Annotated in this window: 7 protein-coding genes; all 7 read right to left on the reverse strand. The window is 71.7% G+C overall.

The window, feature by feature from the left end; all coding sequences use genetic code 11:
* Positions 1-245 precede the first annotated feature (245 nt).
* The 7 genes from OG823_RS11205 to OG823_RS11235 all read right to left on the reverse strand — a co-directional run bounded on the left by OG823_RS11205 (position 246) and on the right by OG823_RS11235 (position 12,528).
* Positions 246-761 (reverse strand): CinA family protein, encoded by a 516-nt coding sequence (locus tag OG823_RS11205; protein WP_371479328.1) that lies wholly within the window; start codon positions 759-761, stop codon positions 246-248.
* A complete protein-coding gene (pgsA, locus tag OG823_RS11210) occupies positions 758-1,396 on the reverse strand; it encodes a CDP-diacylglycerol--glycerol-3-phosphate 3-phosphatidyltransferase (RefSeq protein WP_371479329.1) in 639 nt (212 codons plus the stop codon). Before pgsA ends, OG823_RS11205 begins: the two co-directional genes overlap by 4 nt.
* Positions 1,393-2,883, reverse strand: coding sequence for a 30S ribosomal protein S12 methylthiotransferase RimO (gene rimO, locus OG823_RS11215; protein ID WP_371479330.1), 1,491 nt, complete (start codon positions 2,881-2,883; stop codon positions 1,393-1,395). Before rimO ends, pgsA begins: the two co-directional genes overlap by 4 nt.
* A gap of 83 nt (positions 2,884-2,966) precedes the next feature.
* On the reverse strand, positions 2,967-3,854 hold the full coding sequence (locus OG823_RS11220) for a helix-turn-helix domain-containing protein (RefSeq protein ID WP_371479331.1): 888 nt from the start codon (positions 3,852-3,854) through the stop codon (positions 2,967-2,969).
* A gap of 306 nt (positions 3,855-4,160) precedes the next feature.
* Positions 4,161-6,890, reverse strand: a complete 2,730-nt coding sequence (locus tag OG823_RS11225) for a DNA translocase FtsK (protein ID WP_371479332.1) — start codon at positions 6,888-6,890, stop codon at positions 4,161-4,163.
* A 158-nt stretch (positions 6,891-7,048) separates the two neighbouring features.
* Positions 7,049-7,687: a response regulator gene (locus OG823_RS11230; protein ID WP_371479333.1), complete on the reverse strand. Its 639-nt coding sequence runs from the start codon at positions 7,685-7,687 to the stop codon at positions 7,049-7,051.
* A gap of 332 nt (positions 7,688-8,019) precedes the next feature.
* The gene (locus OG823_RS11235; protein ID WP_371484424.1) at positions 8,020-12,528 is read right to left on the reverse strand and encodes a HAMP domain-containing protein; all 4,509 of its coding nucleotides are present in this window, start codon (positions 12,526-12,528) and stop codon (positions 8,020-8,022) included.
* Positions 12,529-12,593: the final 65 nt, after the last annotated feature.

Here is a 12,593-nt window from a genome sequence, read left to right on the forward strand (position 1 = left end):
GCCCGGTTCGCGTGCGGGGACCGTGGTCGTGTTCACTCTGGGCTGCAAGGCTGCCCCCTCCCCTGTTTCCGTTGTCCCACCCGGCTCGACCGGCCCCTCGCTGTGCCCGTTCCGGGGAGCGCGGCCGGCGCCGCGCGGTCGTGTGCTACCTGGTTTCTGCCCAACCAGGGCCTTCGATCTAACACGATCCTCCAGCTATGGCGGACGGTTCCGCCGGTTCGGCAGATCTCGGTTCGACGGAGATCTCACTTCGGCCCCGAACGACCGCTCCGCAGCCGCTCGACGAGCAGCTCCAGTGCGCCCGTCACCGCCATGCGACGGATTGTGGCACGCTCCCCGGACAACCGGGGCGAAGTGACCAGACTTCCCCCAGGACCCGCGAATGCCAGGTACACCGTCCCCACCTGCTGTCCGTCCTGCGGCTCCGGCCCGGCCACACCGGTGGTCGCGAGACCGTGGGTGGCGCCGAGCAGCCGTCGCACGCCCTCGGCCATCTGGCGCGCCACGACGGGGTGCACCGGGCCGTGGACGGCCAGCAGGCCCTCGTCCACGCCCAGGACGGAGGCCTTCAGTTCGGTCGCGTAGGCGGTGACCGAGCCCCGGAAGGTGGCCGAGGCGCCGGGGACGTCGACCAGCGCGGCCGCCAGCAGCCCCCCGGTCAGCGACTCGGCGACCGCCAGCGTGCCCCCCACGGCCTGCAGGGCCGCGTGCGCCTGCCCGGCGAGGCCGAAGTCCCCGCCGTCCCCCGTCGCCCCGCTCACCGGCCCTCGCGCTCCTTCGCCAGGCCCTGGCGGCGCATCCGCACCGCCTGGCCGACGTAGTCCAGAGCGGTGCCCAGCGTCAGCAGCACCGCGATGCCCATGAGCAGGGCGCGGGCGGTGGCCAGCCAGCCGGTCAGCTCCAGGACGTACATGCCCACCGCGATGCCCTGGGTGAGCGTCTTGATCTTGCCGCCGCGGCTGGCCGGGATCACGCCGTAGCGGATCACCCAGAACCGCATCAGGGTGATCCCCAGCTCGCGGGCGAGGATGACCACCGTGATCCACCAGGGCAGGTCCCCGAGGACGGAGAGGCCGACCAGCGCGGAGCCCATGATCGCCTTGTCGGCGATCGGGTCGGCGATCTTGCCGAAGTCGGTGACCAGGCCCTTGCGCCGGGCGATCTCGCCGTCGAACAGGTCGGTGATCATCGCGATGGCGAAGGTGGCCCAGGCCACCGAGCGCCACTTGGGGTCGTGGCCGCCGTCCGCGAAGAGCAGCAGCACGAAGACCGGCACCAGCAGCAGCCGGAGCATGGTCAGCATGTTCGCGATGTTCCAGATGCCCGGCGGCGGCGGCAGCGGGGCCCCCGCCCGTCCGGGACGGGCCGCGGCCGGGGCGCCGGGCCCCTTGGTCATTCGCCGGCTCCGGTGGCGACCACGCCGGCGGCCGCCACCGCGACGCGGACCGGCTCCAGCACCTCGGCGATCAGGTCGACGCCCTCGCTGGCGACCACCCTGGCCCGGTAGAACCGGCCGACCTCGGGGTTCTCCACCCCGGTGAGCGTGGTGAGGCCGTCCGTCTCCGGTGCCTGGTGGGCCGCCCGGCCCTCGACCAGATCGCCGTCCACGGACTCCACCAGCACCTCCACCTCGGTGCCGATCCGCTGCTCGGCCCGCTGGGCGGTCAGCTCCTCGGCCAGCCGGGACAACCGGGCCAGCCGGTCGGCCACCACGTCCTCGGACAGCTTGCCGTCGAAGGTCGCGGCCTCGGTGCCGTCCTCGTCCGAGTAGCCGAAGACGCCGATCGCGTCCAGGCCGGCGTGCGTGACGAAGCGCTCCAGCTCGGCGAAGTCCTCCTCGGTCTCACCGGGGAAGCCGACGATGAAGTTGGAGCGGGCGCCGGCCTGCGGGGCCTTGCCGCGGATGGTGCCGAGCAGCTCGAGGAACTGGTCGGTGTTGCCGAAGCGCCGCATCCGGCGCAGCACGGCCGGCGCGGAGTGCTGGAACGACAGGTCGAAGTACGGGACGACGTCCTCGGTGCCGGTCATCACGTCGATCAGGCCCGGGCGCATCTCGGCGGGCTGCAGGTAGCTGACCCGGACCCGCTCGATGCCGGGCACCGCCGCGATCTCGCTCAGCAGCGTCTCCAGCAGGCGGATGTCACCGAGGTCCTTGCCGTACGAGGTGTTGTTCTCGCTGACCAGCACGACCTCGCGCACGCCCTGCCCGGCCAGCCACTGGGCCTCGTGCAGCACGTCGGAGGGGCGGCGGGAGATGAACGAGCCGCGGAAGGCCGGGATCGCGCAGAAGGAGCACCGCCGGTCGCAGCCCGAGGCGAGCTTGATCGAGGCGACCGGGTTGTCGTCCAGCCGCTTGCGCAGGGTGCGCGGGCCGGAGGCGGGGGCGAGGCCGTCGGGGAGGTCCTCCGGGGCGCCGTGGCCGGGCAGGGCCACCTCGGCCGCGGCGGCCTGGCGTTCCACGGGGGTGAGCGGGAGCAGCTTGCGACGGTCGCGCGGGAGGTGCGCGGCGTGGTGGCCGCCGGAGAGGATGGTCTGGAGCCGCTCGGTGATGTTGGCGTAGTCGTCGAAACCGAGCACCGCGTCGGCCTCGGGCAGCGCGTCGGCGAGTTCCTTGCCGTAGCGCTCGGCCATGCAGCCGACGGCGACGACCGCCTGGGTGCGGCCGTGACCCTTCAGGTCGTTGGCCTCCAGCAGGGCGTCGACGGAGTCCTTCTTGGCGGCCTCGACGAACCCGCAGGTGTTGACGACGGCGACGTCGGCGTCGGCGGCGTCGTCGACCAGCAGCCAGCCATCGGCCTCCAGTCGCCCGGCGAGTTCCTCGGAGTCCACCTCGTTGCGGGCGCATCCGAGCGTGACAAGGGCGACAGTACGGCGTTCAGGCATAGAGCCAAGATTAACGCGCGGCCCCGGGGACCTTCGCCCCGGAGGCCGCGCGCCTCGGATCTGCGGCTGTCGCAGCCGCCGGTTCAGCCCGCCTGCGGGTCTCCGGGGGTGTACGTGACGTGCACCACCTGGCCGTCCTTGCCCGCCGGACCGAGGTCCTTGCCGTTGACGTACACGTGCACGGCCCCGGCGTTTCCGATCACGAGCTTGATCTGCTTGGCGTCGGTGAAAGTCTGGTCCTGACCGGATTCGATGTTGTTCTGGTAGAGCGACTTGCCGGTGCCGTCCACGGCGGACACCCAGCTGGCGTCCTTCTCCGCGACGAGCTTGACGGTCACCTTGTCGGCCGGCGCGGCCGCGATCGCCGCGACGCTGGGTGCGGGCGCCGGCGGCTGGACGCTGGGGGAGGCCGCCACGGCGGAGCCGGTGCCGGATCCGCTGGGCAGTGGTGCGCTGGCCGAGCCGGTGCCGGCACCGCCGGTCCGGCCGCTGACCAGGTTGAAGCCGATCAGCACGACCACCGCGAAGATCGCGGCGACCATGGCCGCCGTCCAGTTCGGCCGGCGTCGGTCGGTGACCTTGATCGGACCGGTGTCGAGCAGTTGGCTGGGCCGCTTCGCCGCCGGTGCGCCGCCGTGTGCGACGTCGTACCGGGCGACCAGGACCTCGCCGTCGATGCCGACCGCTCGCGCGATCGACCGGATGTGGCCACGGGCGTAGAAATCGCCGCCGCAGCGGCCGAAGTCGTCCTCCTCGATGGCGTGGACTATGGGAACGCGAACGCGCGTACTCGCGCTCACCTGGTCGACCGTGAGGCCCGCCTCGATCCGGGCGGCCGACAGCAGCCGCCCGATGCTCACGGCGTCGGCGGCCGGATCAGGCTCACCGGACACGGCCACGACCGGATCGGAACCGGCCTGGACGGCGGAGGATCGACGGTTGTCACGGTCCGGGGACTTGCCGATGGTCACTGGGCGCGCCTTTCGAGCGGATGGCCACCTGCTGGAGGAACAGTCTAGGGGCGGGGTCGGAACGATTCTCAAGCGGAACAGGCCCGAACGTGCGTGCCGGTTCCGGCCGGGGCCGGCCGGGTCGGCGGTCGTCGGATGACGGGCGGTCACCCCGGCAGGGCAGCAGTGCTCCCCGGCCCTGTGACGCGGCGGCAACCGCTTCGGTTCCCACCGCTCCTGCTGTCCTCCGAACGAGTGAAACCACCCGGAGGCCACTGCTCTCCCGGGCCGGCGTACGGCCCGGGACACTGCTCTTCGTGGGGGCGGCTACCCCCGGATGCTCAGGATCACGCCGTCCAACTCGTCGGGTGTGACGAGCACGTCGCGGGCCTTGGACCCCTCGCTGGGGCCAACGATCCCACGGGACTCCATCAGGTCCATCAACCGGCCCGCCTTGGCGAAGCCGACCCGCAGTTTGCGCTGGAGCATCGAGGTCGAACCGAACTGCGTGGAGACCACCAGCTCGACCGCCTGGATCAGCAGGTCGAGGTCGTCGCCGATCTCCTCGTCGACCTCCTTCTTCGGCCCGCCGCCCACCGTCACGTCGTCCCGGTAGGTGGCGGTCAGCTGGTCCTTGCAGTGCTGGACCACGGCGGCGATCTCCGCCTCCGTGACGAACGCGCCCTGCATCCGGATCGGCTTGCTGGAGCCCATCGGCAGGAAGAGCGCGTCGCCCTTGCCGATCAGCTTCTCCGCGCCGGGCTGGTCCAGGATGACCCGGGAGTCCATCATCGCCGAGGTCGCGAACGCCAGCCGGGACGGCACGTTCGCCTTGATCAGACCGGTCACCACGTCCACCGAGGGCCGCTGGGTGGCGAGCACCAGGTGGATGCCGGCCGCCCGGGCCAGCTGGGTGATCCGGACCACCGAGTCCTCGACGTCGCGCGGGGCGACCATCATCAGGTCGGCAAGCTCGTCGACGATCACCAGCAGGTACGGGTACGGCGTCAGTTCCCGCTCGCTGCCGAGCGGCGGGGTCAGTTTGCCGGCCTTGACGGCGGCGTTGAAGTCGTCCACGTGGCGGAACCCGAACGCGGCCAGGTCGTCGTAGCGCAGGTCCATCTCACGGACCACCCACTGCAGGGCCTCGGCGGCCTTCTTCGGGTTGGTGATGATCGGCGTGATCAGGTGCGGGATGCCCTCGTACGCCGTCAGCTCGACCCGCTTGGGGTCGACCAGCACCATCCTCACCTCGTCCGGAGTGGCCCTGGCCAGAACCGAGGTGATCAGGCAGTTGATGCAGGAGGACTTTCCCGCGCCGGTCGCGCCCGCCACCAGGATGTGCGGCATCTTCGCCAGGTTGGCCATCACGGTGTGGCCCTCGACGTCCTTGCCCATGCCGACCAGCATCGGGTGCTGGTCGTCGGCCGCCGCGCGCGAGCGCAGCAGGTCGCCGAGGTTGACCATCTCCCGGTCGAGGTTGGGGATCTCGATGCCGACCGCCGACTTGCCCGGGATCGGGCTGATGATCCGTACGTCCGCGCTGGCCACCGCGTAGGCGATGTTCTTGGCGAGCGCGGTGATCCGCTCGACCTTGACCGCCGGTCCGAGCTCGACCTCGTAGCGGGTGACCGTCGGGCCCCGGGTGAATCCGGTGACCCTGGCGTCCACCTTGAACTCGGAGAAGACGCCGGTCAGCTGGGCCACCACGTCGTCGTTGATCTTGCTGCGGGTCTTGCCGGGCCCGCCGCGCTCCAGCAGGTCGAGCGAGGGCAGCGCGTAGCCGACGCCGCCGGAGAGCTGGAGCTGCTCCATCCGCGCGGGGGCCGGGCCGTGCTCCTCGGGTGCGGGCCGGCCGGCCGCACGGGCCGCGGGGACGGCCGGCTCCTCCGGCGGGGCGGTGCGGTCCTGGACCTGGTGCATCATGTCGGCCACGGCGGGCGAGGCGGGCACCCCGTACATCAGGGCGCCGTCCAGGTCGGCCGCCACCCCCGCGGCGATGTCGCGGGTCGCGTACGGGTCGTCGCCGGAGCGGACACCGCCGGGCCCGGACTTGGCGAACATGTCGGGGACGGCCGACTCCGGATCGGCGTCGTCGGCCTGCTTGCGCCGGCGGCGCCGGCGGCGGGCGGCGATCTCGTCGCCGGCGCCCTCCACCGTGAAGGGCAGCGCGTCCGGGTCGGCGTCCTCCGGCGGATCCGTGGAGAACTCGCGCTCCGGCGCACGCCCCTCGGCCGCCTCGGCCTCGGCGGACGGCTCGACGACGCCCAGCCGCACGCCCACCGACCGCAGCCGCTCGGGAATCCGGTTGACCGGCGTCGCCGTGACCACCAGCAGGCCGAAGAAGGCGAGCAGCAGCAGCAGCGGAACGGCCAGCGGCGGACCGGCGGCGGCCATCATCGGCGTGGAGGCGGCCCAGCCGACGATGCCGCCGGCGCTCCGGATCCGGGTCGCGCCACCGGCCATCGCGGGCGCGCCGCAGCCGATGTGCACCAGGCCGAGCACGCCGACCACCAGCGCGCTCAGGCCGATGACGATCCGTCCGTTGGCCTCCGGAAGCTCCGGATGGCGCATCAGCCGGACCCCGACCGACGCCAGCAGGAACGGCACCAGCACGTCGAGCCGCCCGAACAGCCCGGAGACCACGTTGGTCGCCGCCTCACCGAGCCAGCCCTGCGGGCTGAACCACGTACCGGCGGCCGTCACCAGGGCCAGCGCCAGCAGCAGCAGGCCGACGCCGTCCTTGCGGTGGTCCGGATGCAGGCCCTTGGCACCGTCGCCGAAACCCCGGAAGAGCGCGCCGACGCTGTGCGCAAGGCCCAGCCAGACGGCGCGCACGGCGCGGAAGAGTATCGGCCTGGGCGGCGCGGGGGCCGGGACCGGCCTGACCACGGCCTTCTTCGCGACCACCTTCCGGGCGGGCGCCTTGGCCGCCTTCGCGGCCGGTGCCTTGGCCGGCGGCCTCGCGGCGGCCTTCTTCGACGGTCCCGGAGCCGGGGTGCGCGCGGCCCCCCGGCGCGAGCCGCTGATGTCGCTTCCGGGCGTCCGAGTGGCCATGGTCCAGCAGCCTACCGGCGGCGCACCGCTGTGGACACGTGCTCGACCGCCGGGCGGCGGGCGTGTCGCAGACACACCGTCACGCCGGCCGCGGTTCACCTGGACGGGCCAACCGACCGACCTCCCGCGGCAGGGACCGGCGGGAATCCTGCTCCGGCTCAGTCCGAGCCGGGGCGCATCGCCTCCAGGGCGCGGCGCAGGCCGGCCAGCTTGCGCTCGAGGTCGGCGGCGGTCGCGGCGGCGCCGGAGTCGTCCGTGCCGTCCAGCTGCTTGGTCAGCGCCTCCGCCTGCTCCTCGACCGAGGCCAGCCGCGCGGACAGCTCGCTCAGCAGCGCACCGCCGAGGGCCGGCTGCGCCTCGCCCGCCTCCAGCTGGAGGCGCAGCAGCGCGGCCTGCTCCTTGAGCTGGCAGTTCTTCACGTAGAGGTCGACGAAGACGGAGACCTTGGCCCGCAGCACCCAGGGGTCGAAGGGCTTGGAGATGTAGTCGACCGCTCCGGCCGCGTAGCCACGGAAGGTGTGGTGCGGCCCGTGGTTGATCGCGGTCAGGAAGATGATCGGGATGTCCCTGGTCCGCTCGCGGCGCTTGATGTGGGAGGCCGTCTCGAAGCCGTCCATCCCGGGCATCTGGACGTCCAGCAGGATCACCGCGAAGTCGTCGGTCAGCAGCGCCTTCAGCGCCTCCTCACCGGACGCGGCCCGGACCAGCGTCTGGTCGAGCGCCGAGAGGATGGCCTCCAGGGCCAGCAGGTTCTCCGGCCGGTCGTCGACCAGGAGGATCTTCGCTTTCTGCACCACGACCCGCCCTCCTGCCGCCTGCCGCCCAGGGGACGGCACCTTTGTACTGCCCACCACTACCCCGGTCATGCTAGCCCGACCCCCTCGTCCGCCACATCGCCCGGTGGCATGCGGACCGCCGGACCCGCGCGGCGGCCGCACCGACGACCGCCCGGACAGGGCCCGGCGCTGTCCTGCGCTGAGTCGCCGTTCGGTCACTGTTCGCAACGATCGGTGACCCTACCGGGTTCCCGGCCCTCCCCGCCAGCGAACCAGCGCGGGCACCGGCGCGGGGGCCGCGCCGGGCTCCCCCTCCCACGCCCCGGCCGGGCCGCCCGCGGACCGGCGCCGGGTCACGCCTGCTCCAGCCAGTGGTGCATCACGGTCAGCAGGTGGTCGGTCTCGACCGGCTTGGTGATGTGGTCGGTGGCGCCCGCCTCTATGCTCTTCTCCCGGTCGCCCTTCATCGCCTTGGCGGTCAGCGCGATGATCGGCAGCCCGGCGAACTGGGGCATCCGGCGGATCGCCTCGGTCGTGGCGTAGCCGTCCATCTCCGGCATCATGATGTCCATCAGGACCAGCGCCACGTCCTCGTGCTGCTCCAGGACCTCGATGCCCTCCCGGCCGTTCTCGGCGTACAGCACCGTCAGGCCGTGCTGCTCCAGCACGCTGGTGAGCGCGAAGACGTTGCGGATGTCGTCGTCCACGATCAGCACCTGCTCGCCGTCGAACCGGCCGTCGAACCGCCCCTGCGGCCGGTCCCCGGTGCCCGGACGGGCGGCCTGCTCGGCGAACTGGCGCGGGATCGGCTCCTCGGCGGCCGCCCGACGGCGCTCGACGGCACCCCGACGGCGCTCCTCGGCCAGTTCACGGACCTCCTGGGCCCAGTGGTCCGCCGGGTTCTCCCCGACCGGTACGGGCGTGCCCACGGGCGTCACGCCGACCGAGGCCCGCACCGCCGGGGCGGCGGGGCGCTCGGGGACGGACGGGTCGGGGGCCTCACTGCGCAACGGCAGGTACAGCGTGAAGGTGGAACCCCGGCCGAGCTCGCTCTCGGCGTGGATCTCGCCGCCGAGCAGCCGGGCGATCTCGCGGCTGATCGAGAGCCCGAGGCCGGTGCCGCCGTACTTGCGGCTGGTGCCGCCGTCGGCCTGCTTGAACGCCTCGAAGATCTCCCTGAGCTTGTTGCCGGGGATGCCGATCCCGGTGTCGGAGACCGAGAAGGCGACCAGCTCCTCGTCCGGGTCGGTGATCGCGCCGGCCTCCAGCAGCTGCTCGCGCACGTGCTGCGGCACCTCGCTGCCGGCCGGGCGGATGTACAGGTCCACGGCCCCGCTGTCGGTGAACTTCACCGCGTTGGAGAGCAGGTTGCGAAGCACCTGCTGGAGCCGCTGCTCGTCGGTGTGCAGGGTGACCGGCAGCTCGGGCGAGACCCGGACGGCGAAGTCCAGGCTCTTGTCCACGGTGAGCGGCCGGAACGCCGCCTCGACGTAGTCGACCAGCTGGACCAGCGCGATCTTCGCCGGGCGGACGTCCATCTTGCCCGCCTCGACCTTGGAGAGGTCGAGGATGTCGTTGATCAGCTGGAGCAGGTCGGAGCCGGCGCCGTGGATGGTGTCGGCGAACTCGACCTGCTTGGGCGAGAGGTTGCCCTCGTTGTTGTCGGAGAGCAGCCTGGCGAGGATCAGCAGCGAGTTCAGCGGTGTACGCAGCTCGTGCGACATGTTCGCGAGGAACTCGCTCTTGTACCGCGAGGCGAGCGCGAGCTGCTCGGCGCGCTCCTCCAGGACCTGCCTGGCCTCCTCGATCTCGCTGTTCTTGATCTCGATGTCGCGGTTCTGCTGGGCGAGCTGCTCGGCCTTCTCCTGGAGCTCCTCGTTGGTGCGCTCCAGCTCCTCCTGCCGGGCCTCCAGCTCGGCCGAGCGCATGGAGAGCTCGGCGGTGAGCCGCTGGGACTCCAGCAGCAGGCCCTCGGTCTTGGTGTTGACGCTGATGGTGTTGACGGTCACGCCGATCAGGTCGGCGATCTGGTTGAGGAAGTCCAGCGCGACGGTGGTGAAGGAGCTGAAGGTGGCCAGCTCGATGACACCGAGCAGCCGGCCCTCGAACAGCACCGGCAGGACCACCACGTGGGCCGGCGAGGCCTCGCCCAGCCCGGAGGCGATCTTCAGGTATCCGGGCGGGGCCTCCTTCAGGATGATCGAGCGCTTCTCCACCGCCGCCTGGCCGACCAGCGACTCCCCGGGCCGGAAGGTGGTCGGCATCGCCCGCCGCTGGTAGCCGTAGCTGCCGATCAGGCGCAGCACGGTGTCGTTCTCGTCGTCGTCCTCGGTGATCAGTTCGGCGGTCCGGCCGGCCGGCTGGGCCAGGAAGAAGGCGCCGTGCTGGGCCGAGACCACCGGCGTCAGCTCCGTCATGATCAGCGAGGCGACCGCCTCCAGGTCGCGGCGGCCCTGGAGCAGGCCGGTGACGCGGGCCAGGTTGGTCTTCAGCCAGTCCTGCTCCTGGTTGGTGCGGGTGGTCTCGCGCAGGTTGGCGATCATCTGGTTGATGTTGTCCTTGAGCTCGTCGAGCTCCCCGGACGCGTCGACGTCGATCCGCAGGCTGAGGTCGCCCCGGGTCACCGCGGTGGCGACCTGGGCGATCGCGCGCACCTGGCGGGTCAGGTTGTTGGCCAGTTCGTTCACCGACTCGGTGAGGTCCTGCCAGGTACCGTCGACGCCCGGCACCCGGGCCTGGCCGCCCAGGCGACCGTCGGTGCCGACCTCTCGGGCCACCCGGGTGACCTCGGCCGCGAACGAGCCGAGCTGGTCGACCATCGTGTTGATGCTGGTCTTCAGCTGGAGGATCTCGCCGCGGGCGTCCACGTCGATCTTCTGCGAGAGGTCGCCGCGCGCCACCGCCGTGATGACCAGCGCGATGTTGCGCACCTGACCGGTCAGGTTGTTCGCCATCAGGTTGACGTTGTCGGTGAGGTCCTTCCAGATGCCGGCCACCCCGGGCACTCCGGCCTGGCCGCCCAGGATGCCGTCGGTGCCCACCTCGCGGGCCACCCGCGTCACCTGCACCGCGAAGGCCGACAGCTGGTCGACCATCGTGTTGAGGGTGCCCGCCAGGGCGGCGACCTCGCCCTGCGCCTCGATGGTGATCTTCTTGGAGAGGTCGCCGCTCGCCACCGCGGTGGCGACCTCCGCGATGTTGCGGACCTGGCTGGTCAGGTTGGACGCCATGAAGTTGACGTTGTCGGTCAGGTCCTTCCAGATGCCCGACACCCCGCGCACCCGGGCCTGGCCGCCGAGGATGCCCTCGGTGCCGACCTCGCGGGCCACCCGGGTCACCTCGTCCGCGAAGGCCGACAGCTGGTCGACCATCGTGTTGACGGTGGTGACCAGCTCCAGGATCTCGCCGCGGGCGTCCACCGTGATCTTCTTCGACACGTCGCCGCGGGCCACCGCCGTGGTCACCTCGGCGATGTTGCGGACCTGACTGGTCAGGTTGTTGGCCATCAGGTTGACGCTGTTGGTCAGGTCCTTCCAGGTGCCGGAGACCCCGGGCACGCTGGCCTGGCCGCCGAGGATGCCCTCGGTTCCGACGTCCCGGGCGACCCTGGTCACCTCGTCGGCGAAGGCGCCCAGCTGGTCGACCATCGTGTTGATGGTGTTCTTCAGCTCCAGGATCTCGCCCCTGGCGTCCACCTGGATCTTCTGCGAGAGGTCGCCCTTGGCGACGGCCGTGGTCACCTGCGCGATGTTGCGGACCTGGTCCGTCAGGTTGTTGGCCATGAAGTTGACGTTGTCCGTGAGGTCCCGCCACACCCCGGCCGCTCCCGGCACCTGGGCCTGCCCGCCCAGCCGGCCCTCGGTACCCACCTGGCGGGCCACCCGGGTCACCTGCTCGGCGAAGCCGGAGAGCTGGTCGACCATCGTGTTGATGGTGTTCTTCAGCTCCAGGATCTCGCCCCTGGCGTCCACCTCGATCTTCTGCGAGAGGTCGCCGCGCGCCACCGCCGTGGTGACCTGCGCGATGTTGCGGACCTGGCCGGTCAGGTTGTTGGCCATGAAGTTGACCGAGTCGGTCAGGTCCCGCCACACCCCGGCGACCCCCGGCACCTGCGCCTGCCCGCCCAGCCGGCCCTCGGTACCCACGTCGCGGGCGACCCTGGTCACCTGCGCGGCAAAGGAGTTGAGTTGGTCCACCATCGTGTTGACGGTGTTCTTCAGCTCCAGCATCTCGCCGGCCACGTCCACCGTGACCTTGTGCGAGAGATCACCCTTGGCGACCGCCGTGGTCACCTCCGCGATGTTGCGCACCTGCGCGGTCAGCCGCCCCGCCATCGTGTTGACCGAGTCGGCGAGGTCCTTCCAGCTGCCCGACATCGACCGCACCCGGGCCTGCCCGCCGAGCTTGCCCTCCGTCCCGACCTCGACCGCGACCCTGGTCACCTCGTCGGTGAACTCCGAGAGCTGCTCGACCAGTCCGTTGACCGTCCGCCCGATCCGCAGGTACTCCCCGCGCAAGGGGTGGCTCACCCCGCTGGTGTGGACGGAGCGCAACTCCATCTTCTGTTCCAGGTCCCCCTCGGCGATCGAGGTGAGCACCCGGCCCACCTCGGCCATCGGGCGGGCCAGGTCGTCGATCAGCGCGTTGCAGTTGTCGACGGCCGCCATCCAGGCGCCCTCGCCCGCGCCGGTCTCCAGGCGCTCGGAGAGCCGCCCCTCCCGGCCGACCGCCCGCCGCACCCTGGCCAGTTCGCCGGTGAGGTGCTGATTGCGCTCCGCGACCTCGTTGAACACCGCGGCGATCTCGGCCAGCGGCCCGTCGCCCGGCACGGACAACCGCCGCTTGAAGTTGCCGTCGCGCATGGCGGTCAGCGCGGCCAGCACCTTGCGCAGGTCGGCCGGCTCGGCGCCCCGGCTGTGACCCGGGC

The sequence above is a fragment of the Kitasatospora sp. NBC_00315 genome, assembly GCF_041435095.1.
Lineage (GTDB): Bacteria > Actinomycetota > Actinomycetes > Streptomycetales > Streptomycetaceae > Kitasatospora.